Annotated in this window: 21 protein-coding genes and 1 riboswitch; of the genes, 8 read left to right on the top strand and 13 right to left on the bottom strand. The window is 70.8% G+C overall.

Features of this window, described 5'->3' with window-relative positions; all coding sequences use genetic code 11:
- Positions 1-343 precede the first annotated feature (343 nt).
- A complete protein-coding gene (locus tag NON19_RS16870) occupies positions 344-1972 on the top strand; it encodes a PucR family transcriptional regulator (protein ID WP_255928930.1) in 1629 nt (542 codons plus the stop codon).
- 15 nt (positions 1973-1987) lie between these two features.
- Here the strand turns inward: NON19_RS16870 and NON19_RS16865 are convergent, their stop codons facing one another.
- Complete coding sequence (locus tag NON19_RS16865) at positions 1988-2809, bottom strand: TrmB family transcriptional regulator (protein WP_255928928.1); 822 nt, start codon at positions 2807-2809, stop codon at positions 1988-1990.
- Between the two features lie 306 nt (positions 2810-3115).
- On the opposite strand from NON19_RS16865, the gene NON19_RS16860 reads away from it, so the two are divergent.
- Entirely contained in the window at positions 3116-5092 is a 1977-nt protein-coding gene (locus tag NON19_RS16860) for a putative Ig domain-containing protein (protein WP_255928926.1), read from the top strand.
- Positions 5093-5163: 71 nt separating this feature from the next.
- On the opposite strand, the gene NON19_RS16855 is transcribed toward NON19_RS16860, so the two are convergent.
- Complete coding sequence (locus tag NON19_RS16855) at positions 5164-6063, bottom strand: DUF4190 domain-containing protein (protein WP_255928925.1); 900 nt, start codon at positions 6061-6063, stop codon at positions 5164-5166.
- Between the two features lie 108 nt (positions 6064-6171).
- Between NON19_RS16855 and NON19_RS16850 the strand changes: the two genes are divergently transcribed.
- Positions 6172-7218 carry an adenosine deaminase gene (locus NON19_RS16850; protein WP_255928923.1) on the top strand — a complete coding sequence of 349 codons (1047 nt, stop codon included), beginning with the start codon at positions 6172-6174 and terminating at the stop codon, positions 7216-7218.
- Here NON19_RS16850 and NON19_RS16845 read toward each other — a convergent pair.
- Both NON19_RS16845 and NON19_RS16840 read right to left on the bottom strand, forming a co-directional pair.
- Entirely contained in the window at positions 7208-7810 is a 603-nt protein-coding gene (locus NON19_RS16845; RefSeq protein ID WP_255928921.1) for a Uma2 family endonuclease, read from the bottom strand. The genes NON19_RS16850 and NON19_RS16845 overlap by 11 nt on opposite strands.
- 110 nt (positions 7811-7920) lie before the next feature.
- Positions 7921-9354, bottom strand: coding sequence for a gamma-aminobutyraldehyde dehydrogenase (locus NON19_RS16840; RefSeq protein WP_255928919.1), 1434 nt, complete (start codon positions 9352-9354; stop codon positions 7921-7923).
- Positions 9355-9531: 177 nt separating this feature from the next.
- On the opposite strand from NON19_RS16840, the gene NON19_RS16835 reads away from it, so the two are divergent.
- The 4 genes from NON19_RS16835 to NON19_RS16820 all read left to right on the top strand — a co-directional run bounded on the left by NON19_RS16835 (position 9532) and on the right by NON19_RS16820 (position 13361).
- The gene (locus NON19_RS16835; protein ID WP_255928917.1) at positions 9532-10035 is read left to right on the top strand and encodes an Lrp/AsnC family transcriptional regulator; all 504 of its coding nucleotides are present in this window, start codon (positions 9532-9534) and stop codon (positions 10033-10035) included.
- A 2-nt stretch (positions 10036-10037) separates the two neighbouring features.
- A complete protein-coding gene (locus tag NON19_RS16830) occupies positions 10038-11399 on the top strand; it encodes an aspartate aminotransferase family protein (protein WP_255928915.1) in 1362 nt (453 codons plus the stop codon).
- A 169-nt stretch (positions 11400-11568) separates the two neighbouring features.
- A complete protein-coding gene (locus NON19_RS16825) occupies positions 11569-12306 on the top strand; it encodes an ABC transporter ATP-binding protein (RefSeq protein ID WP_255928913.1) in 738 nt (245 codons plus the stop codon).
- A complete protein-coding gene (locus NON19_RS16820) occupies positions 12288-13361 on the top strand; it encodes a hypothetical protein (RefSeq protein WP_255928911.1) in 1074 nt (357 codons plus the stop codon). Before NON19_RS16825 ends, NON19_RS16820 begins: the two co-directional genes overlap by 19 nt.
- Before the next feature lie 135 nt (positions 13362-13496).
- Here the strand turns inward: NON19_RS16820 and NON19_RS16815 are convergent, their stop codons facing one another.
- From NON19_RS16815 to rpsB, 9 genes are all read right to left on the bottom strand, one after another.
- Positions 13497-14255, bottom strand: a complete 759-nt coding sequence (locus NON19_RS16815) for an energy-coupling factor transporter transmembrane component T family protein (RefSeq protein WP_255928909.1) — start codon at positions 14253-14255, stop codon at positions 13497-13499.
- Complete coding sequence (locus tag NON19_RS16810; RefSeq protein WP_255928907.1) at positions 14252-15655, bottom strand: ABC transporter ATP-binding protein; 1404 nt, start codon at positions 15653-15655, stop codon at positions 14252-14254. The genes NON19_RS16815 and NON19_RS16810 overlap by 4 nt, the downstream gene beginning before the upstream one ends.
- Positions 15656-15661: 6 nt before the next feature.
- Positions 15662-16255 (bottom strand): ECF transporter S component, encoded by a 594-nt coding sequence (locus tag NON19_RS16805; RefSeq protein ID WP_255928905.1) that lies wholly within the window; start codon positions 16253-16255, stop codon positions 15662-15664.
- Positions 16246-16353: riboswitch (TPP riboswitch) on the bottom strand. Its footprint overlaps the gene before it by 10 nt.
- Before the next feature lie 45 nt (positions 16354-16398).
- Entirely contained in the window at positions 16399-17526 is a 1128-nt protein-coding gene (rlmN, locus tag NON19_RS16800; RefSeq protein ID WP_255928903.1) for a dual-specificity RNA methyltransferase RlmN, read from the bottom strand.
- 59 nt (positions 17527-17585) lie between these two features.
- Positions 17586-18659, bottom strand: a complete 1074-nt coding sequence (locus NON19_RS16795) for a phosphatidate cytidylyltransferase (RefSeq protein ID WP_255928901.1) — start codon at positions 18657-18659, stop codon at positions 17586-17588.
- Entirely contained in the window at positions 18659-19216 is a 558-nt protein-coding gene (frr, locus tag NON19_RS16790) for a ribosome recycling factor (protein ID WP_255929039.1), read from the bottom strand. The genes NON19_RS16795 and frr overlap by 1 nt, the downstream gene beginning before the upstream one ends.
- A 154-nt stretch (positions 19217-19370) precedes the next feature.
- Positions 19371-20159 (bottom strand): UMP kinase, encoded by a 789-nt coding sequence (gene pyrH / locus NON19_RS16785; protein ID WP_255928899.1) that lies wholly within the window; start codon positions 20157-20159, stop codon positions 19371-19373.
- Between the two features lie 155 nt (positions 20160-20314).
- A complete protein-coding gene (gene tsf, locus NON19_RS16780; protein ID WP_255928898.1) occupies positions 20315-21169 on the bottom strand; it encodes a translation elongation factor Ts in 855 nt (284 codons plus the stop codon).
- Between the two features lie 150 nt (positions 21170-21319).
- Complete coding sequence (rpsB, locus tag NON19_RS16775) at positions 21320-22156, bottom strand: 30S ribosomal protein S2 (protein WP_255928897.1); 837 nt, start codon at positions 22154-22156, stop codon at positions 21320-21322.
- 537 nt (positions 22157-22693) lie between these two features.
- Between rpsB and NON19_RS16770 the strand changes: the two genes are divergently transcribed.
- The coding region (locus NON19_RS16770) for a peptidoglycan DD-metalloendopeptidase family protein (RefSeq protein WP_255928896.1) at positions 22694-23376 on the top strand (683 nt) is incomplete at its 3' end.

Genomic DNA, 23376 nt, shown 5'->3' with positions numbered 1-23376 from the left:
GATTCCGTTGTTGCCTTTTGGTTACGCGACGGAATCTGTCTCGAAGGCTCCTTGCACGCAACGGACGATGCCGCCCGTCGACAGATCATGGCAACCAGCAGGTTGCCCAGCGGGACCGGCCCAGCTTTACACTCTGCCGGAAGACCGGGCTCCGCTAGGCGCTTCGCTGGAAGGTGCCGCGATGTGCCGTCGATCAGCTGCGGCACCGCCGCGGCTGGTCGCGCCCACGCGGCGGAGCCGCACATGAACACAGCCCCGCGCCCTTTCAGGGCGCTGCCGAACCGCAGCGGACTTCGCCCGACCTGCTTGGTTCGCGCCCCGCCCGACCAGACCGGAGGTCGCCGTGTTCCCCACCGTCGCCGAGGTCCTGGGCCTCGACGTGCTGCGCCGTGGCAACCCCCGTGTGGTCGCCGGGAAGTCCGGGCTGGACGCACCCGTGCGCTGGGTGCACATCAGCGAACTCGCCGACATCGCGGGCATGCTGCACGGCGGCGAGCTGGTGCTGACCACCGGAGTGATGCTGCCCGCCGACAAGGAGTCGCTGGCCCGCTACATCGGCGAGCTCGCCGATGTCGGGGCGGCCGGCCTGGTCGTCGAACTCGGCCGCCGGTACGCGGACGAACTGCCCCGCCCCCTGGTGCGCGCCGCCGAGCGGCGCGGGCTGCCGCTGGTCGAACTGCGCACCGAGGTGCGCTTCGTGGCGGTCACCGAGGCCGTCCACGAACACGTGGTCAACGCCCAGCTGACGGAGTTGCGCGCCTCGGAGTCCGTGCACCAGATCTTCAACGAACTGTCCGTCGAGGGCGCGGAACCGGCGGAGATCGTCCGGGAGGTGGCCCGGCTGGCCGGAGCGCCGGTGGTGCTGGAGAACCTCACCCACCAGGTGCTCGCCTTCGACCCGGCGGGCGGCGATCCGCAGGCGCTGCTGGACGGCTGGGAGCGCCGCTCCCGCTCGGTGGCCACGGCCGGGCGCACCGGACACGACGCGCGCACCGGCTGGCTGGTGACCTCGGTCGGCGCGCGCGGACGGGACTGGGGGCGGCTGGTCGTCGTGGGCGAGCCGGGCACCGTCCCACCGCCCCGGCTCACCGTCGTACTGGAGCGCGGCGCCGCCACCTTGGCGCTCAACCGGCTGCTGGAGCGCGACCGCGAGTCGCTGGAGCGGCAGACCCACCGCACCCTGCTGTCCGGCATCCTCACCCACGCCCTGACCGTCTCCGACGTGGCGCTGCGCGCCCGGGCGCTGGGGGTGCCGCTGGAGGGCCGCCGGCTGGTCGGCGTGATGCTGCGGCTGCGCGGCGGTCCCGCGTCGGCGGCGCTGGAGGCTCAGGCGCGGCTGCGGGACTTCACGGAGACGGCGGCGCAGGCGGCCCGGGAGCGCGGGCTGACGGCGCTGATCGGCGGGCTGGACGACGGCGGGGTCGGCATGCTGGTCTCGCTCGGCCCGGCCGACGAGGAGCACGCGGCGCTGGAGGGCTTCGCCGCCGCCCTGGACCGGCTGGCCGAGCCCGGCGCGAGCGCTCCGGCGTTCTTGATGGCGGCCGGTTCCTCGGTGGGCTCGCTGCGCGACGCCCGGCGCACCCTGCTGGAGGCCGCCCAGGTCGCGGACGCGGCGGAGCACTCGCAGACCCGCAAGGCGGGAACGTACTACCGGCTGCCGGACGTACGGCTGCGCGGCCTACTGCATCTGCTGCGGGACGACGCCCGCCTGCAGACGTACGTGGAGCGGGAGTTGGGACCGCTGCTGGCCTACGACGCGGAGAACGGCACAGACCTGGTGGGTATGCTCGGGGTCTACCTCTCCCACGGCCGCAACAAGTCGGCGGCCGCCGACGCCGCCCACATGTCCCGCCCGTCCTTCTACGACCGGCTGCACCGCGTGGAGCGCATCCTGTCCACCGACCTCGACCAGGTCGAATCCTGCCTGTCGCTCCACGTGGCCCTGCTGGCCCTGGAGGCGGTACGGCGGTGAGAACGCCCCAAGCTCCTACCGCGACGCCCGAAGGTCATCGAGGGTCGCCGCGTGGTCCCAGACGGTCTGGAACGCCAGCCGCAGGCAGCCCGCCAGGGCGGGGTGCTCGATGTACAACGCGGTCGTCGCGCCGGTCCCGGCCACGGGGTCCGGCATGTCGCACAACACCAGGGACCCGTCGGCGACGATGAGCTTCAGCGGCAGGTCGGAGGCGAACCGGGCCTCCTCCCCCGCCTTCCCGAAGTGCTCGACGTTGTCCATCATCGCCGGGTCGCCCAGCACGTCGTAGGTGTAGATCGCCCGCACCGTGCCCTCGGCGCGGCGCAGCCGCCGGGTGGCCTTGATCCCGGCGGTGTTCTCGGTGGGCGCCACGAACGGCGGTTTGCAGAAGCTGAGCAGTTCGTGGGTGGCCTGCTCCTGGATGTCGGCGAACCGCTCGGAGATCGCCTTGGGGTCGCGCAGCACCTCGATGTAGTCCAGCGGATTGGACTGCGAGCGCCCCTCGGACCACACCGGCAGCAGGGCGGAGACCAGTCCGGTGGAGATCCGCTCCATCCGGTCCAGGGCCTCCCGCTGCTCCGACATCAGCCGGGTGAGCGCCAGCTCCGGCGCGATGGCCGAGAAGGTGGCCACCTTGCCGGGGTGCGCGGTGGCCAGTCGGCGCCGCACCAGGGCGTCGAGTACGTCGTAGATGCGTTGCCGCGGTACGTCCGCCTCGCGGGCGACCTCGGCCGCCGTGTAGGACTCGCGCCTGATCAAGGCGAGGTAGACACGTGCTTCATACCGGGCCAGCCCGAGCGATACGAGCTGGCCAACGGACTGCTCATCCGGCTCCATGGCACGACACCGTATACGTCCCAGCCATGAAGCCAACCCTGTGGATTTCTCCTTTGCCCGTTGTCACGTCATGAAGCGTTCGCTAACTTCATCGAGCCACCACTGTGTGTGGTGACAACCAGGGAGGCAGGGGGCTCACACGGCCCCCATCCGCTCGGCTCGCAGAATTTCCACCCGCACGGCACCCGCACTCTCCACCGATCACGGGCCACCGCTGATCGCTTGTCATGCGCAGACCACCCTGTCCTGCGCATCCCCCACGGGAGGGCATTGCCCATGCGTTCGAAGAGACACTCCGGAAGACGGATGGCGAGAACCGCCGCCACCGCGCTGCTGTCCACAGCGGCACTGGTGAGCGGCGGTCTTCTCGCCGCCACCCCGTCGTCCGCGACCCCGGTGACCGGCACCGCCTCGTCCCCGAGCACCGTCCACACCCGGAACCTGTGCGACCAGCACACCGCGCCCGGCCGTGAGGCCTGCCTCGCCGTGGCGCGCACCGACGTGATGCAGCACCTGCACCTGTCCCCCAGCGCCACCCCCTCCGGTTACGGCCCCAGCGACCTGCAAAGCGCCTACAACCTGCCGTCGGCCTCGGCCGGTTCGGGCCAGACGGTCGCCATCGTGGACGCGCAGGACGACCCCAACGCCGAATCCGACCTGGCCACCTACCGTTCGCAGTACGGTCTGCCGGCCTGCACCACGGCCAACGGCTGCTTCAAGAAGATCGACCAGAACGGCGGCACCAACTACCCGACCGGCGACACCGGTTGGGCGGGCGAGATCTCCCTCGACGTGGACATGGTCAGCGCGATCTGCCCGCAGTGCCACATCCTGCTGGTCGAGGCGAACAGCGCCAGCATGTCGGACCTGGGGGCCGCGGTGAACCAGGCCGTCGCCCAGGGCGCCAAGTACGTCTCCAACAGCTACGGCGGCTCCGAGGACGCCACCGACACCAGCTCGGACAGCCAGTACTTCAACCACCCGGGCGTGGCCATCACCGTCAGCTCCGGCGACAGCGACTACGGCGCGGAGTACCCGGCCGCCTCGCAGTACGTGACCTCCGTCGGCGGCACCTCGCTGACCCGCGACTCCAGCGCCCGCGGCTGGTCGGAGTCGGTGTGGAACACCAGCAGCACCGAGGGCACCGGCTCCGGCTGCTCGGCGTACGACCCCAAGCCCTCCTGGCAGACCGACAGCGGCTGCTCCAAGCGCACCATCTCCGATGTCTCCGCGGTCGCCGACCCGGCCACCGGTGTCGCCGTCTACCAGACCTACGGCGGGTCCGGCTGGAACGTCTACGGCGGAACCAGCGCCTCCTCGCCGATCATCGCCTCGGTCTACGCCCTGGCGGGCACCCCGGCCGCCAGCAGCTACCCCGCGTCGTACCCGTACGCGCACACCTCGGCGCTGAACGACGTGACCAGCGGCAACAACGGTTCCTGCTCCCCGTCGTACCTGTGCACCGCGGGCCCCGGCTACGACGGCCCGACCGGGTGGGGCACCCCCAACGGCACCGCCGCGTTCACCGGCGGCTCCAGCACCGGCAACACCGTGACGGTGACCAACCCCGGCAACCAGTCGACCGCCGTGAACACCTCGGTGTCACTGCAGATCAAGGCGAGCGACTCGGCCAGCGGACAGACCCTCAGCTACGGCGCGACCGGGCTGCCCGCGGGGCTGTCCATCAACTCCTCGACGGGTCTGATCACCGGCACCCCGACGACCGCGGGCACCTCCAACGTGACGGTGACCGCCAAGGACTCCACCGGAGCGTCCGGCTCGACCTCCTTCACCTGGACCGTGACCGGATCCGGCGGGGGCGGCTGCACGGGCAAGCAGTTGCTGGGCAACCCGGGCTTCGAGACCGGCACCGCCGCGCCCTGGTCGGCCACCTCGGGCGTGATCAACAACGACACCACCAGCGAGCCCGCGCACTCCGGCAACTGGGATGCCTGGCTGGACGGTTACGGCAGCACCCACACCGACACGCTCTCCCAGTCGGTGACCATCCCGACCGGCTGCCACGCGACGTTCAGCTTCTGGCTGCACATCGACACCGCCGAGACCACCAGCAGCACCGCGTACGACACGCTCAAGGTGCAGGCGGGCTCGACCACCCTGGCCACGTACTCCAACCTCAACGCCAGCAACGGCTACGTCCAGAAGTCCTTCGACGTCTCCTCGCTCGCCGGGCAGACGGTGACCTTGAAGTTCACCGGAGTTGAGGACTCCAGCCTGCAAACCTCGTTCGTCATCGACGACACGGCGCTCAACATCAGCTGATCCGTGGGCCATCAGCCACCGGCACAGAGGCGGGTCCGGGCGAGCGCCCGGACCCGCCGTACGTCCGCCCCCTACTTCAACGGCAGTTCCCAGTAGGCGTCCTGGTGCTTGGTGGTGGGTTCGAAGTCGAACTGCAGGGGGGTCAGTCCGGACGGGACGTCGAAGGCGAAGACGACCTTGGAGACCTGGCCGGGGCGCAGGACGTCGGGGAAGTCCTCGGCCAACTCGCCGGTGGAGGTGGAGATCAGCTGAAGGTCGGTCTGGTCGTGGCCCGCGGTGCCGTAGTACGTGTAGTCGCCGAGGTGCAGGTCCCCGTCCCCGGTGTTGCGCACGGTCACGGTGAAGCGGTACGCGGCGTCTCCCGCGGTGTAGCCGTCGGCGCCCGCGGGCGGGGTGAAGCGCTGCGGGGTGGTGGCGGTGACCTGCGTCCCGTCGTCGAACTTCGCGGTGTCATCCGCGCCCAGCGGTCTGTCGTACGTCCCGCGGGCCGAGGTCAGCGCCACGTCCGCCGCGCCGAACAGGCCGTTGTACGAGGTGGCGACCAGCGCGATCACCGCGATCGACACGGCGATCGCGGCGGCGCCCAGGATCGTGCCGCTCAGCGCCTGCCCGCCGTTGGTCGCCTCGCCGCGGCGCGCCCGGCGGCGGCCGATGAGGCCGAAGACCACCGCCAGCACGCCGAGCGGCAGTCCGACCACCACGCCGAACAAGGTGACCGCGGCGACGGTGCCGCCGGTGCCCAGCACCAGGGCGGCGGTGCCGAGCGCGTTGCGCGGCGCGGGGTGCAGCCAGGCGGCGTACGGGTAGCCGGGCGGATACGCCGCGGGGTACGGCTCGTACGACCCGGCGCCGGGCGGCGGGGGGTGGACCTCTGGTGGCGAGTCCTGTGCGGAGACGGGCACGGCGTCCTGCGGCGGTGCCCACGGGTCACGGCGCTCGGTTCGTGACCGGTCGTGTTGCTCGTCGGACATCGCGACCTTCCTCTAGGTACGTCCCGTAATGTTATGGCCTGCGGGCCACGGCCGTCCGGCGCCGACGTCTACGATGGCCCGGTCCGCGCAAACCCAGGAGGGGACCGTATGACCGCCAGTTCCGCACCGGCCGCACCCACCGGGCTCGACGCCTTCATCGCCGGACTGCCCAAGGCGGAACTGCACGTCCACCACGTGGGCTCGGCCTCGCCGCGGATCGTCGCGGAACTCGCCGCACGGCACGCCGACTCGACGGTACCCGCGGATCTGGACGCGTTGGCGGAGTACTTCACCTTCCGGGACTTCGCGCACTTCATCGAGGTCTATCTGTCCGTGGTGGACCTCATCCGCGACCCGGCCGACGTACGGCTGCTGACGTACGAGATCGCCCGTGACATGGCGCGGCAGAACATCCGCTACGCCGAGTTGACCATCACCCCCTACAGCTCGGTGCGCCGCGGGATCGCGGCCGAGGCGTTCATGGAGGCGATAGAGGACGCGCGCGTGGCGGCCGAGCGGGAGTTCGGCACCGTGCTGCGCTGGTGCTTCGACATCCCGGGTGAGGCGGGCTTGGAGTCGGCGGAGGTGACCACGGAGCTGGCGCTCAAGCACGGCCCGCAGGGACTGGTCTCCTTCGGCCTCGGCGGTCCCGAAATCGGCGTGCCGCGCCCGCAGTTCAAGCCGTACTTCGACCGCGCCCGGGCCGCGGGCCTGCACAGCGTGCCGCACGCGGGCGAGACCACCGGCCCGCAGACCATCTGGAGCGCCCTGCACGACCTGGGCGCCGAGCGCATCGGCCACGGCACCAGCGCGGTGCAGGACGCCACGCTGCTGGAGCACCTGGCCGAGCACCGCGTCCCGCTGGAGGTCTGCCCCACCTCCAACATCGCCACCCGCGCGGTGCCCACGCTGGAGGAGCACCCGATCCGCGCGATGGTCGACGCGGGCGTACTGGTGACCGTCAACAGCGACGACCCACCGATGTTCGGCACCGACCTGAACACCGAATACGCCGTGGCGGCACGGCTGTTGGGGCTGGATGCCGCGGGGATCGCGCAGTTGGCGAAGAACGCGGTCGAGGCCTCGTTCATGGACGACGCGGCGAAGAAGAGTCTGACAGCGGAGATCGACGCGTATGTAAGCGTCAACGCTTGAGCGTTAGGTCGTGAGGGAACTTCTCGGTCGAGAGCGTGAGGTCGAGGCCGAGCGGCGTGAGGTCGAGCGGATCGCCGAACTTGACCGTGATCTCGTTCTCGTAGGCGTTCCCCTCTGGGCCGCTGAAGGCATGGCACTTGGCCGAGTAGGGGTCGACGATGATGTAGAGGGGGACCCCCGCCTGGGCATACAGCGCCTTCTTCGGACCGTAGTCGTTCTGCGCGGTCTTGCGGGAGATGACCTCCACGATGAGTTCGATGTCCCTGGGGGCGAATCGGCCGCCGTCATCCGGTTCAGCCGCGTCAGCGAGCTTGGCGAGATCAGGGCACAGGCCGTTCAGGTCGCCGGGGAAGTCGACGCGGACGTCGGAGAGGATCTTGACGTCCTCACCGTAGTGGTTCTCCAGTTGACGGCACGTCCTGCGAATGATCTCCCAGTGCGTGTACCGCTGCGGCGTCACGTAGGCAGCCCCCTCGACGATCTCCACCTTGAAGCCCTCGGGGAAGGCCCGCTCAAGCCCGTCGAACATCTCGTCAAGGCTGAGCTCGTCGCTCTCGGCCATCTCGGTCCCATCGATCAGCTCGACCGTCACCGTGCCCCTCCTCCCCGCCGCCGCGTCGGGTGCGACAGCCGCACGGTCCAACGATATGCACGGACCCCGGGTCGCGGCAGCCGCGACCCGGGGTCCGTACTACGCGGGCGTCAGTCCAGCGACGTCATCACGTGCTTGATGCGGGTGTAGTCCTCGAAGCTGTAGGACGACAGGTCCTTTCCGTAGCCGGACTTCTTGAAGCCGCCGTGCGGCATCTCGGCGACCAGCGGGATGTGGGTGTTGATCCACACACAGCCGAAGTCGAGCTTCTTGGACATCCGCATGGCGCGGCCGTGGTCCTTGGTCCACACCGAGGAGGCGAGCGCGTACTCCACGCCGTTGGCGTAGGCGACGGCCTGGTCCTCGTCGGTGAAGGACTGGACGGTGATGACCGGGCCGAAGACCTCCTTCTGGATGATCTCGTCGTCCTGCTTCAGGCCGGAGACGACGGTGGGGGCGAAGAAGTAGCCGCTCTCGCCGACCCGGTGGCCGCCGGTCTCCACCTTGGCGTGTGCGGGCAGCCGCTCGATGAAGCCGGTGACCTGCGCCAGTTGGTTGGCGTTGTTCAGCGGGCCGAACAGCACGTCCTCGTCGTCGGGTTGACCGGTCCTGGTCTCGGCGGCGGCCTTGGTCAAGGCGGCGACGAACTCGTCGTGGATGGCCTCGTGCACCAGCACCCGGGTGGCGGCGGTGCAGTCCTGGCCCGCGTTGAAGAAGCCCGCCACCGTGATGTCCTCGACGGCCTTGGGGATGTCGACGTCGTCGAACACCACGACCGGGGCCTTGCCGCCGAGTTCGAGGTGGACCCGCTTGACGTCCTTGGACGCGCTCTCGGCGACCTGGATGCCGGCGCGCACCGAGCCGGTGATCGAGGCCATGGCGGGCACCTCGTGCTCGACCATCAGCCGGCCGGTCTCGCGGTCTCCGCAGATGACGTTGAAGACGCCCTTGGGGAGGATGCCGCCGAGGATCTCCGCCAGCAGCACGGTCGAGGCGGGGGTGGTGTCCGACGGCTTGAGGACCACCGTGTTGCCCGCGGCGATGGCCGGGGCGAACTTCCAGACGGCCATCATCATCGGGTAGTTCCACGGTGCGACCTGGGCGCACACCCCGACCGGCTCACGGCGGATGATGGAGGTCAGGCCCTCCATGTACTCACCGGCCGAGCGGCCCTCCAGCATCCGGGCGGCGCCCGCGAAGAAGCGGATCTGGTCGACCATCGGCGGGATCTCCTCGGTCCGGGTCAGACCGATCGGTTTGCCGGTGTCCTCGCTCTCCGCGGCGATCAGTTCCTCGGCGCGCGCCTCGATGGCGTCGGCGATCTTCAGCAGCGCCTTCTGCCGCTCGGCGGGGGTGGTGTCACGCCAGGCCGGGAAGGCGGCCGCCGCGGCGGCCATCGCCGCGTCCACATCGGCCTTGCCGGACAGCGGGGCGGTGGCGTACACCTCGCCGGTGGCCGGGTTGACGATGTCCGTGGTGCGACCGTCGGTGGCGTCCCGGAACTGGCCGTCGATGTAGTTGCGCAGCGTACGCGGCTCGCTCACTGCCTGCTCCTGTCCTTTGTGCGGTGTGCTCTGTCCGATGGGTGGGACAGGACTCACCCTAGCCGCTGGACGGCCGGATTCGACATACCCACACCTCTCGAACAATGGAATCAGTAATTTGCCGCTCGCATCTCAACGGATTTCATTGCCGGGGGGTTGCATGACTGACGAGTCCTCGTGCACAGTGGCTCCGTGGCCACACGTACACCCGACCCCAAGGACCGCAACGGCGCTCCGCTGATCGACTCCGTCTCCAAGGCGATCATCGAGCAGCTGCAGGAGGACGGACGCCGCCCGTACGCCGCGATCGGCAAAGCGGTCGGCCTGTCCGAGGCAGCCGTCCGCCAGCGGGTCCAAAAGCTCCTCGACCAGGGCGTGATGCAGATCGTCGCGGTCACCGACCCGCTCACCGTGGGTTTTCGGCGACAGGCGATGGTCGGCATCAACGTCGAAGGCGACCTGGAACCGGTCGCCGACGCGCTGGCCGAGATGGGAGAGGTCGAGTACGTCGTGATGACGGCGGGCTCGTTCGATCTGCTGATCGAGATCGTCTGCGAGGACGATGACCACCTCCTGGAGATGATCAACAAGCGGATCCGCGCGCTGCCCGGCGTGCGGTCCACCGAGAGCTTCGTCTACCTCAAGCTCCGGAAGCAGACCTACACCTGGGGAACCAGATAGCCATGAGCTCGGACCTGTCACAGTCTGCGTACGACCACCTGTGGATGCACTTCACGCGCATGTCGTCGTACGAGAAAACCCCCGTACCGACCATCGTGCGCGGCGAGGGCACCTACATCTACGACAGCAACGGCAAGAAGTACCTCGACGGCCTCGCCGGTCTGTTCGTGGTGCAAGCCGGTCACGGCCGCCGGGAGTTGGCCGAGGTCGCCGCGAAGCAGGCGTCGGAGCTGGCCTTCTTCCCGATCTGGTCGTACGCCCACCCCAAGGCGATCGAACTGGCCGAGCGGCTAGCGCAGCACGCGCCCGGCGACCTGAACAAGGTCTTCTTCACCACCGGCGGCGGTGAAGCGGTCGAAACCGCCTGGAAGCTGGCCAAGCAGTACCACAAGCTGACCGGCAACCACACCAAGTACAAGGTGATCTCGCGTGCGGTCGCCTACCACGGCACCCCGCAGGGCGCGCTGTCCATCACCGGACTGCCCGCGCTCAAGGCGCCGTTCGAGCCGCTGGTGCCGGGCGCGCACAAGGTTCCCAACACCAACATCTACCGTGCCCCGATCCACGGCGACGACCCGGAGGCGTTCGGCCGCTGGGCCGCCGACCAGATCGAGCAGCAGATCCTGTTCGAGGGCCCGGAGACCGTGGCCGCGGTCTTCCTGGAGCCGGTGCAGAACGCGGGCGGCTGCTTCCCGCCGCCGCCCGGGTACTTCCAGCGGGTCCGCGAGATCTGCGACCGGTACGACGTGCTGCTCGTCTCCGACGAGGTCATCTGCGCCTTCGGCCGTCTCGGCACGATGTTCGCGTGCGACAAGTTCGACTACGTGCCGGACATCATCACCTGCGCCAAGGGCATGACCTCGGGCTACTCGCCGATCGGCGCCGCGATCGTCTCGGACCGGATAGCCGAGCCGTTCTACCGGCAGGACAACACCTTCCTGCACGGCTACACCTTCGGCGGCCACCCGGTCTCGGCGGCCGTCGCCCTGGCCAACCTCGACATCTTCGAGCGCGAGGGGCTCAACCAGCACGTCCTGGACAACGAGTCGGCGTTCCTGAAGACCCTGCAGAAGCTGCACGACCTGCCGATCGTCGGCGACGTGCGCGGCAACGGCTTCTTCTACGGCATCGAACTGGTCAAGGACAAGGCCACCAAGGAGACCTTCACCGGCGAGGAGTCCGAGCGGCTGCTGTACGGCTTCGTGTCCAAGAAGCTGTTCGAGAACGGTCTGTACTGCCGCGCCGACGACCGCGGCGACCCGGTGGTCCAGCTCGCCCCGCCGCTGATCTCCGACCAGTCCACCTTCGACGAGATCGAGCAGATCCTGCGTTCGGTGCTCACCGAGGCGTGGACCCGGCTGTGAACCGGCCCGCGCGACTGGCCTGATTGGCACCCTCCGCTGCTCCACCGGGGCCGCCGGTCGTGACCGATCCCCTTCGCACTCGTTCGACGGTGCGAAGGGGATTGTCCTTTCCGGACCGAACCGTCCCGGCGGGCTGTCCCGGCAACGACGAGCAGCGGAGGTGTGCGGCATGGTGGCCCCGCCGGACAACGATGTGCTGTGGGGGCGCGGCCTGCGCCACTGCCATCAGGGCTCGCCCGCCCTGCTGGGGGTTTCCGTCGGGGCACGCGACGGGGAGATCCTGGGCATCGTCGGCCCGCGCGGCGCGGGCAAGACCACGTTGCTGAAGTGCCTGTCCGGGCAACTGGTGCCGGACGAGGGCGAGGTGTGGTTCAACAGCGCGGCGGTGCACACCCTGCCCGCCGCCGCGCGGGACCGGCTGCGCCGGGAGCGGTTCGGCTGGGTGGGCAGCAGCCCGCAACTGGTGCCGGAGCTGACCGCGTGGGAGAACGCGGCGCTGCCGCTGCTGCTGTCCGGCGCCCGGCACCGCGCCGCCCGGGACACGGCACGGGAGTGGCTGGACCGGCTGGACGTCGGCGACTGTGCCCGGCGGCGGCCCCGTGACCTGGTGCAGGCGCAGCGGCAGCGGGTGGCGATCGCCCGGGCGCTGGTCTGCCTGCCGGAGGTGATCTTCGCGGACGATCCGACGGCTCCGCTGCACAGCGCCGACCGGGCGCAGGTGCTGCGGACGCTGACCGCGGCGGCCCGCACCCATGGCATCACCGTGCTGCTGGCCACCCATGACCCGGACGTGGCCGCCTTCACCGATCGCACCGTGGCGCTGGTGGACGGCCAGCGCGCGGCGGCCCTGCCGGGCGGGCGGCCCTGGCCCGAGGAGGGGGTGGCGCCATGCTCAGCCCCCGCCTGATGCGCGGCCCGCGACCGCTGTCACTGCTGCGGCGAGGGCTGGTGGTGGCGGCGTCCGCGGGCACCGGTTTCCTGTTGCTGTCCGCGGTCGGCCATGCGCTGGGCCATCCACAGGATCCGTCCGCCGGGCTGGTGCGGCTGGCCTGGTGTGTGGTTCCGCTGGCCGCCGCGGTCCATCTGACGGTGGCGGTCTCCCGTGGCGAGACCGGGCACCGGCCGCATCCCGGGCTGATCGCGGCGGGCCTGGGCCGGTCGTGGCTGCCGGTGCTGGCGGCGGTGTCCACGGCGGTGAGCAGTTCGCTGGGCAGCCTGATCGCGCTGGGGGTGTTCCTGTGGTTGCGCGGGCGGCTGGTGGAGGCGGTGCCGCTGCCGGTCGCCGGGATCGCCACACTGCTGGTGGTGCTGCCGCTGGCGGGCACCACCGGGTCGCTGGTGGCGTTGCGGCGACGGCGTCGGCCGCCGACCGTGGCCGGGCTGCCGTGGGGTGTGGCGCTGACGGCGGCCGGGCTGGCCGTCGAGGTCTACGCCAGCCACTGGACCCGTCCGGCGGCCGGTACGGCGGTGCCGCTGCCCGGCGGGCTGGGGTCGATCGCGCCCGCGGTGCTGCTGGGCTGGCTGCTGACCGCCGCGGGTCTGGTGCTGGCCGGTCCTGGCCTGGTGCACTTCGGCGGCCGGCTGCTGGCGGCCTTCCGGCCCGGGGCGGTACGGCTGTTGGCGGGGCGTACGTTGCAGACGCAGGCCGCGCGGGTGGGGCGTCCGTTGGGGGTGCTGTGCGCGGTGGCGTCGGCGGCGTTGGCGGCCACGGTGCTGCACGGGGTGCGGCCGTTCGGGCCGCTGACCGGTCTGGGTGCGGCGCTGGTGCTGGCGTGTACGACGGCCACGGCGTGCACGGCGGTCACCGGTTCACCGGCGGCCGCCGAGGTGCTGGGGGATCTGGCGGCCCCCGCCCGTGTGTCGCGCCTCGCGGCGTTGCTGCGGCTGCTGGTCGTACTCGCCGTACTGGCCCCGGTGACATGGTCCGTCGCCCAACTGGCGGCACTTCCGCTGACGCGGTAACTCCGGTTGGGGTGCGGTGAGTTCGGCGGCGCCGGGCGGCGGGGTGGGGGTTGCGGGGCCCCCCCCCCCGACGGCGGAGGGCGGCGGTGTATGCACCCACCGCAGCTCCAAACCGCCGACGCGGCGCCGCAGCGGTCAGCTGAACACCGGGTGGAAGGCGCCGGTGAGGACGCTTACCGTCACCGCCCCGGCGGCCAGAGCGGTGCTCGCCGCGACGAACGCCGCGTCCACCGCGGTGAACCGCTGGCGCCGGGCGCTGGTGCGCGGCGCACCGGAGTCGAAGCCGCGGGCGTCCATGGCGGAAGCCAACCGCGTACCGCGCCGGATGGCCCCCACCAGCAGGGTGAACGTCGCCGAGGCGAACAGCCGTAGCCGGGCGGCCGGATTGCGTCCGGGGTCCACCCCCCGGGCCCGCCGCGCCGCGTTGATCAGTTGCCACTCCTGCCCGAGCAGCGGCACCAGCCGCCACGCGGCGAGTGTGCCGATGGCGAACCGCGGGGAGAGGCGGGCGTTCTGGACGAGCGCGTCGGCGAGGTCGGTGGGGTCGGTGGTGGCGAAGACCAGGACCCCTGGCAGTGCCACCGCCACGATCCGCAGGCCCAGCGCGAGGGCGTCGGTGAGGATGTGCTGGCGGTCGGCGGCGAACAGGAAGAGGGTGACGACCGCGCCGAGCACGCTGACCAGCAGCGGCCAGGCGCGCCGGGCCAGCGCTCGGTAGCGGATGCCGAAAAGCGGTACGGCGGCGAGTTCCACGGCGAGCGCGATGCCCGGCGCCACCGGGTCGAGGCTGATGACGAGGGCGAGCGCGAAGCTGGCCGCGGCGGCGAGTTTGGCCACCGGGTTGCGGCGGGCCAGCACGGCGGCGGGGTCGGCGATGGGTGCGGTGCGGTTCATACGGCCGCCAACGGCGGTGCCGCCAGGCGCAGTTCGCGTGCGTTCAGCGCGGTGAGGAAGTCGGCGTCGTGGGTGACGGCGACGACGCCGTGTCCCTCGTCGCGCAACTGGGCCAGCAGGGCGACGAGTTCGGCCCAGGTTCGCCGGTCCTGCCCGAACGTCGGCTCGTCGAGGATCAGCAGCCGGGGTGCGGCGGCCAGTGCGGTGGCGACGGACAGTCGGCGCTGCTCACCGCCGGAGAGGGTGTGCGGGTTGGCCTCGGCGAGGGCGTCGAGCCGTAGCCGCTGCAGGAGTTCGTCCGTGCGCTCGGGTCGGGCGGCGCCGAGGGCGAGTTCGTCGCGCACCTTGGCGGTGACGAACTGGTGCTCTGGGTTCTGGAAGACCGAGCCGATGCGGCGGGCCAGTGCGGGTGCCCGCCACTTGTGCGGTGGGGTGGTGTGGTCGGCTCCGGCGAGTTCCGGGGTGGCGGTGACGCGGCCGCCGGTGGGGGCGAGCAGTCCGCCGAGCAGCAGGGCGAGGGTGGACTTGCCCGCGCCGTTGGGGCCGAGGACGGCCAGCGCCTCGGCGGCCCGTACCGTCACCGCGTCCAGGTCGCGCAGCACGGGTCGGTAGCTGAGGGATTCGGTGCGCAGCAGGGTGTCGCCGGGGGTGGTGCGCGCGGGGTGGGCGGGCACCGGGTGGCCGGGCACCCATACGCCGTCGGCGGCGAGCTGGTCGCCGTGTTCGGCGAAGACCTGCTCGGGCGGGCCGTCGGCGCGGATGCCGCCGCCGGGTTCGAGGACGATGACGCGGTCGAGTTGCCCGGCGAGTTCGGCGATGCGGTGCTCGACGATGATCTGCGTGGTGTCCTCGATTCCGGCGAGCACCTGGCGGACCAGGGCGGCTCCGGCCGGGTCGAGGTTGGCGGTGGGCTCGTCGAGCAGCAGCAGTCCTGGGCGGGTGACGAGTGCCCCGGCGAGCGCGAGGCGCTGCTGTTCGCCGCCGGACAGCGCGCCGGTGGACCGGCGCGGGCCGTAGGGGAAGCCGACGCGGCGCAGCGCGGCGTCGACCAGCGCGGGGATCTGGTCGGGCGGGGTGCCGCGGTTCTCCAGGCCGAAGGCGACGTCATCTCCCGCGCGTTCCATGACCAGTTGGGACTGCGGGTCCTGGAAGACGATCCCGGTGCCCGCTCTGGCGTCGCGCGGGTCGGCGCCGTCGATCTCGATGCCGCCCTCGCGCTCACCGGAGTCGGGGGGCAGCAGCCCGGCGAGGGCGGCCAGCAGCGTGGACTTGCCCGCGCCGGACGGGCCGAGCAGGGCCACCCGTTCGCCGTGCGGTATCTCCAGGTCGACGCCGCGCACCGCCCACCGGCGGCGTCCGGCGTGCCGGTGGCCGAAGCCACGCAGCCGTACCGTGCTCATGCCGCCTCAGACGGCGGGGCGTTCGCGGCCGGACGGGAACGGGTCCAAAGCGCCGGTCTGGGCGAGCGACTTGGTCAGCGCGAGGCTGCCGAGCCCCGCGATGGCGGCCGAGCTGAGGGTGACCAGCACGGTGTAGCCGATCTGCCAGACCAGCGAGTCGGCTCCGTAGTACAGGACGTTGTCCAGCAGTGAGGCGGCCAGCCCCGCCAGCGCGCCGCCGGTGAGCGCGGTCGGCCAGCGCCAGACCCGGTAGCCGGTGAGGGCGAAGCCGAACTCTCCGGCCATGCCCTGCAGCACCCCGTACAGCAAGGTGACCAGGCCCCAGGGGGAGCCGAAGAAGGTGGCGACGGTGGCGGCGACCAGTTCGCAGAAGATGCCCGCCCCGGGCTTGCGCACGACCAGCGGGCCGAGCACCGCGGGCACCAGCCACACGCCGTAGATCAGTCCGCGGGCGGGCAGCGGGATGGCGCTGGCGACCCCGTCCCACAGCGAGTTCCACGCCCAGAACACCACACCGAAGGCGGCGCCGAGCACGGCGGTGACGACGATGTCGACGGTGCGCCATCTGGTGGCGGGCAGGCTTGCGTTGGCCGAAGGCATGGCCGAACTCCCTTCGCCGGCATGACCCGGATCAGGTTCGAGGGTCTGCGGCCGTCGGCCGCACTCTCAGCGCTGGACGCGCTCCCCTGTCGGAAAAGGACTCAGTGTGCACACTTGTGCGAACCTACGATATCAGTGCGCCATCAGCGTTCGGCAGCGGCGAGCTGACCGCAGGCTCCGTCGATCTCCTGGCCGCGGGTGTCCCGCACCGTCACCGGCACACCGTGCGCCTCCAGGGCGCGGACGAAGGCCCGCTCGTCCTCGGGGCGGGAGGCGGTCCACTTGGAGCCCGGGGTGGGGTTGAGCGGGATGAGGTTGACGTGCGCCCGGTGCCCCTTGAGCAGTCGGCCCAGCAGGTCGGCCCGCCACGCCTGGTCGTTGATGTCCTTGATCAGCGCGTACTCGATGGAGACCCGGCGGCCGGAGACCTCGGCGTAGTGCCAGGCGGCGTCGAGCACCTCGCGCACCTTCCACCGGGTGTTGACCGGCACCAGGGTGTCGCGCAGTTCGTCGTCGGGGGCGTGCAGGGAGACCGCGAGCCGGCACTTGAAGCCCTCGTCGGCGAACCGCAGCATGGCCGGGACCAGTCCGACGGTGGAGACGGTGATGCCGCGCTGCGACAGGCCCAGCCCGTCCGGCTGCGGGTCGGTCAGGCGGCGGATGGCGCCAACGACCCGGTTGTAGTTGGCCAGCGGCTCGCCCATGCCCATGAACACGATGTTCGACAGCCGCGCCGGGCCGCCGTCCGCCTCGGCCGACGCCGCGCCGAACTCGCCGTCGCGCAGCGAGCGCATTCCGGCGACGATCTGGTGCACGATCTCGGCGGTCGACAGGTTGCGGGTCAGCCCCGCCTGCCCGGTGGCGCAGAACGGGCAGTTCATCCCGCATCCGGCCTGCGAGCTGATGCACATGGTGACCCGGTCCGGGTAGCGCATCAGCACCGACTCCACCAGCGTGCCGTCGAACAGCCGCCACAGGGTCTTGCGGGTGTTGTCGTCGTCGCACGATATGTGCCGGACCACCGACATCAGGTCGGGCAGCAGGTCGGCGGCGAGCCTGTCGCGCGCCGCCGCCGGGATGTCGGTCCACTGCGCCGGATCGTCCGCGTACCGCGCGAAGTAGTGCTGGGACAGCTGCTTGGCGCGAAACGGCTTCTCGCCGAGCCCGGCGACCGCCTCCCGGCGCTCGGCGGGGCTGAGGTCGGCGAGGTGCCGCGGGGGCTTCTTGGCCCCGCGCGGGCTGACGAAGGTGAGTTCTCCGGGTGCAGGCATGATTCGTCCAGTGTCGCAGACCCGGTGACCGTTCCCCCGCGGTCACCGTGGGCGGTGGATCAGGAACTCCCCACGAAGATCACCAGCAGCAGCCACACCACCGGGGCGGTGGGCAGCAGCGAGTCGAGCCGGTCCATGATGCCGCCGTGGCCCGGCAGCAGCGTGCCCATGTCCTTGATGCCCAGGTCCCGCTTGATCATGGACTCGCCGAGGTCGCCCAGTGTGGCGCTGGCCGCGACCGCCAGCCCCAGCAGCAGGCCCTGCCACCACTGGCCGCCGTCGATGAGGAACCGCATCGACAGCGCGCCCGCGGCCATGGCGAAGGCCACCGCGCCGACCAGTCCCTCCCGGGTCTTGCCCGGGCTGATCCGCGGCGCCAGCTTGTGCCTGCCGAACCGCCAGCCGACCGCGTAGGCGCCGGTGTCGCTGACCACAGTGAGCAGCAGGAAGACGAACACCCGCCACGGCCCGTCGTGCGCGGCCAGCATCATCACCACGAACGTGGCCAGGAACGGCACGTAGAACGCGGCGAACAGGCCCGCGGTGACATCCCGCAGGTAGTTCTCCGGCGGCTGGGTCATCCGCCACACCAGCACCGCCAGCGCGGTCAGCGCCATCGCCACCCAGGCGCCCTCGGCGTCCCGCACGTACCCGGCGACCACCATCGCCGTGCCGCCGACCGCCAGCGGCACCAGCGGCACCCGGATGCCCTTGCGTTCGGAGAGCCGACTGGTCAGCTCCCAAAGGCCCACGACCACCGCGAGCACCACCACGCCGACGAAGGCCGCCTTCTCCACGAACAGCGAAGCGATGATCACGGCACCGAGCCCGACGCCGACCCCTATCGCGGCCGGCAGGTTGCGGCCCGCCTTCTTCCTCGTCCGGGCGGCGCGGCGCCCGCCCGGCACCGCGGAGGCACCGGTCCCGGTGGCGCCGGGGTGCGGCTGGCGCTCCGGCGGCAGGGCGGACTCGTCCCGGAACTGCGGACCGCCGCTGGCGTCCGGTACTGGTGGCATGGGTCGAGTCTGCGCCGCCTCCCCGCCGTCGTAGCCGGGACCCGCCGGAGCATGCGGCTGCTCGGGGGCCCTCCAGTAACCGGCGCCCGGCGAGGACCCCCGCGAAGAGTCGTTCATCAGACCTCTAGCAGCTCTGCTTCCTTGTGCTTGAGCAGCTCGTCGACCTGCGCCACGTACTTGGCGGTGGTGTCGTCGAGCTCCTTCTCCGCGCGCCGCACCTCGTCCTCGCCGGACTCCTTGTCCTTGACCAGCTTGTCGAGGGCGTCCTTGGCCTTGCGCCGGACGCTGCGGATGGAGACCTTCGCGTCCTCGGCCTTGTTCTTGGCGACCTTGATGAACTCCCGGCGGCGCTCCTCGGTCAGCTCCGGGAACGTCACCCGGATGATGTTGCCGTCGTTCGACGGGTTGACGCCCAGGTCGGAGTCGCGGATCGCCTGCTCGATGTTGCGCAGCGCGCTCTTGTCGAACGGAGTGACCACGGCCATCCGCGGCTCGGGCACCGAGAAGGACGCCAGCTGGTTGATCGGCGTCATAGCACCGTAGTAGTCCGCCACGATCTTGTTGAACATCGCCGGGTGCGCACGACCGGTGCGGATCGCGGCGAAGTCCTCCTTGGCGACCACGACGGCCTTTTCCATCTTCTCCTCGGCTTCGAGGAGGATCTCTTCGATCACCATTCGCTCCTGGTCCTCATCATGAGCAGAGTCTCGCCCCTGCGTGCGCGCGTCTTCCCTGCACGGTGTCGAACCGGCAGCGTGTTTGTCCATCCCCGTACCGAACTGTTCCGTCCGGCACGGGGTTGCCGTACCCCGGGTCGCGGGGCCGTGCTCAGTCCCGGGTGCCGTGCTCGCTCACCAGCGTGCCGATCTTCTCACCCTTCACGGCGCGGGCGATGTTCCCTTCAGCGAGGAGTTCGAAGACCAGGATGGGCAGCTTGTTGTCCCGGCACAGCGTGATCGCGGTGGCGTCGGCCACCTTCAGGTCACGGGCCAGCACCTCGTCGTACTCCAGGGCGTCGAACTTCACCGCGTCCGGGTTGACCTTCGGGTCGGAGTCGTAGACGCCGTCCACACCGTTCTTGCCCATCAAGATCGCCTCGGCGTGGATCTCCAGGGCGCGCTGTGCGGCGGTGGTGTCGGTGGAGAAGTACGGCATGCCCATGCCCGCGCCGAAGATGACGACGCGTCCCTTCTCCAGGTGCCGCACCGCCCGCAGCGGAATGTACGGCTCGGCGACCTGGCCCATGGTGATGGCGGTCTGCACCCGGGTGTCGATGCCCTCCTTCTCCAGGAAGTCCTGGAGCGCCAGGCAGTTCATCACGATGCCGAGCATGCCCATGTAGTCCGAGCGCGCCCGGTCCATACCGCGCTGCTGCAGCTCGGCGCCGCGGAAGAAGTTGCCGCCGCCGATCACCACGGCGATCTGCGTGCCGCCGCGAACGACCGCCGCGATCTCCCGCGCGATCTTGTGCACGACATCGGGGTCCACGCCGAGGCTGCCGCCGCCGAACGCCTCGCCGGAAAGCTTCAGCAGGAACCGGCGCGGCTTGCCGCCGCTGTTGTCAGTGCCTTCGGCGGTGTTGGCCGTCGCATCGCCGGTGCGGTCGTCCTGATCCATGGGGTTCTCCTCGTGCACGTACGAAGGAGGCCACTGCCGCGGGTCCCGTTGAGTTCCCATGACGGCAATGGCCTCCTCGTCACAACTGCGGCCGGCCGGCCAGCGGCCGACCGCGATCGACCCTGGCAGGGTCGCGGGTCTTACGCTTGCGCGACTCAGACGCCGACGCGGATGCGCGCGAAGCGCTTCAGCGTGACGCCAGCCTCGTCCAGCACCTTCTGCACGGACTTCTTGTTGTCCTTGGCGAAGGGCTGGTCCACCAGCACGTTCTCCTTGTAGAAGCCCGTCACCCGACCCTCGACGATCTTCGGCAGGGCGGCCTCCGGCTTGCCCTCCTCACGCGCGGTGGCCTCGGCGACGCGACGCTCGTTCTCCACGACCTCGGCCGGGATCTCCTCACGGCTGAGGAACTTCGGCGAGAACGCGGCGATGTGCTGCGCGACGTCCTTGGCGACCGCCGCGACCGCCTCGTCCGAGGCGGTCCCCTTGTCCAGCTCGACCAGCACGCCCACCTGCGGCGGCAGGTCGGGCATGGTGCGGTGCATGTACGCGGCGACGTAGCCGTCGGTGAACTGCGCGAAGCGGTCCAGCACGATCTTCTCACCGAGGTTGGCGTTGGCCTCGTCGACGAAGGCCTGCACGGTCTTGCCCGCCTCGATCTCGGAGGCGAGCAGCGCCTCCAGGTCGGCCGGGGAGGTCTTGGCGACGTGTGCGGCCAGCGCGTTGGCGACGGCGAGGAACTTGTCGCCCTTGGCGACGAAGTCCGTCTCGCACTTCAGCTCCAGCAGCACGCCGGAGGTGTTGTCGTCGGCGATGAGCGAGACGACGGCACCGTTCTCGGCGCTACGGCCCTCGCGCTTGGCGACGCCCTTCTGGCCCTTGACGCGCAGGATCTCGACGGCCTTCTCGACGTTGCCCTCGGCCTCGTCCAGCGCCTTCTTGCAGTCCATCATGCCGGCGCCGGTGAGCTCGCGGAGCTTCTTGACGTCGGCGGCGGTGTAGTTCGCCATGGTCCCTGGAATCTCTTCTCGGAAAGTCGGGGGTCTACCACCGGTGGCCCGCGCCGATCGGCGGTCCCACCGGTGAACGGCGGGGGCCGGTCCCCGTAAGGAAGGTCCCGTCCCCCGCCGTGTTCAGCCGTGTGAGCCGATGGCTACGGCTCAGGCCTGCTCGCCCTCGGCGGGCTTCTCGGCCTCGGCGGCCGGAGCCTTCTCCTCGGCGGCCTGGGCCTTCTCGCCCTCCAGCAGCTCGCGCTCCCACTCCGCCAGCGGCTCGGCCGGGGCGGCCTTGTCACCGGTGGCGGCGCCGGAGCGGGCGATCAGACCCTCGGCGACGGCGTCGGCGATCACCCGGGTGAGCAGGGTGACCGAGCGGATCGCGTCGTCGTTGCCCGGGATCTTGTAGTCGACCTCGTCCGGGTCGCAGTTGGTGTCGAGGATCGCGACGACCGGGATGCGCAGCTTGCGCGCCTCACCGACGGCGATGTGCTCCTTCTTGGTGTCCACGATCCAGACGGCGCTCGGCACCTTCTGCATGTCGCGGATACCGCCGAGGGTCTTCTCCAGCTTGTTCTTCTCGCGCTCGAGGACCAGGAGCTCCTTCTTGGTGAGGCCGGAGGCGGCCACATCCGTGAAGTCGATCTCCTCGAGCTCCTTCAGGCGCTGAAGACGCTTGTAGACGGTCGAGAAGTTGGTGAGCATGCCGCCCAGCCAGCGCTGGTTGACGTACGGCATGCCAACGCGGGTCGCCTGCTCGGCGATGGCCTCCTGGGCCTGCTTCTTCGTACCGACGAAGAGGATGGAACCGCCGTGCGCGACGGTCTCCTTGACGAACTCGTAGGCGCGGTCGATGTACGACAGCGACTGGAGAAGGTCGATGATGTAGATGCCGTTGCGCTCGGTGAAGATGAAGCGCTTCATCTTCGGGTTCCAACGGCGGGTCTGGTGCCCGAAGTGGACGCCGCTCTCCAGCAGCTCCCGCATCGTGACGACGGCCATGGCCGTACTCCTTGGGTACTCGGTTCCGTGGCCGCCGGGCGGCTGCCACGCCTGACGCCCCGACGCGCCATGCCGCGGGAGCCTTGCGCTGACGCGAGTCTTCCCAGGACCGAGGGACGCGGCCGCCGTGCTGCCCATGACGTGGATGACGTGGACTGACGCAACGGCGGCGGGGCGTGCGAAGTCGACCCGGGGGCCCGGGTCGCCAGGGAAAGTGTACGGGACCGGCGAGGCGCCGGGCGACACAGCGGTTTCCCGCGGATTTCGGTTTTGATGAGGGTGCAGGGCGATTTCACCCGCATGAGTGGCCCGGTTATCCACACTCCCCGGGTTGTCCCCACATTCCGTCCATGATCGTCCGCCTCCGGCACGGTGCGGGACGGTAAGCCCATGCAGACGACAGCGCAGCGGCTTGGACCGCGGAGCACGGTGGCGGGGACGCCGCGGAGCACGGTGGCGGGGACGCCACGGAGCACGGTGGCGGGGACCTGGAGTCTGGCGGGGACCTGGAGTTCGGGGTCGCGCCCGGTTATGTGGGTGGCGGCGGACGCTCGGAAGCTGGGGTGGGGCCGGGTGGCGGCGACGGTGGTGGCTGCCGTGCTGCTTGCGGTGCTGCCAGCGGGGCGGGCCGCCAGCGCACCCGAAGCGGACGGCCAGCGGGCCTGGCCGGTCACCGGCCCGGGCGGTCGAGAACCCCCCACGGTGGTACGCGGCTTCGAACCGCCGCCACATCGTTGGTCCCCCGGCCACCGAGGAGTGGACCTGGCCGCCACGGCAGGCACCCCGGTAGCCACCGCGGCCCCCGGCCACATCACCTTCGCCGGAACCGTGGCGGGGCAGGGGGTGGTCACCGTCGAACTCACGGACACCGGAACGCCTCCGCTGCGCACGACCTACGAGCCCGTGCGCGCAACGCTCCCGACCGGGACCCAGGTGGCCGCCGGGCAAACGGTCGGCATGCTGCAAGCCGGTCCCTTCCACTGCCCTGCCGGGTGCCTCCACTGGGGGCTGCTCAGGGGCGATGCCTATCTCGACCCGCTGTCCTTGATTCCGGCTTCCCTGCGGCGACACGGGCCCTCGCGGCTGCTGCCAGTGGTGGGGGTCGAGGCCGGAGGGGACCCGGGCGCGCGGGAAGTCTTGCTGAGCGGCGCCGCGGGGCGGGGGGCGGGTGCGGGTACGGGTACGGGTGCGGCTGGGGGGTTGGGGTTGGCGGTGGAGGG

It is taken from the genome of Streptantibioticus rubrisoli (assembly GCF_024436055.1).
GTDB lineage: Bacteria > Actinomycetota > Actinomycetes > Streptomycetales > Streptomycetaceae > Streptantibioticus_A > Streptantibioticus_A rubrisoli.
This window is presented reverse-complemented; position numbering and strand designations above follow the sequence as displayed.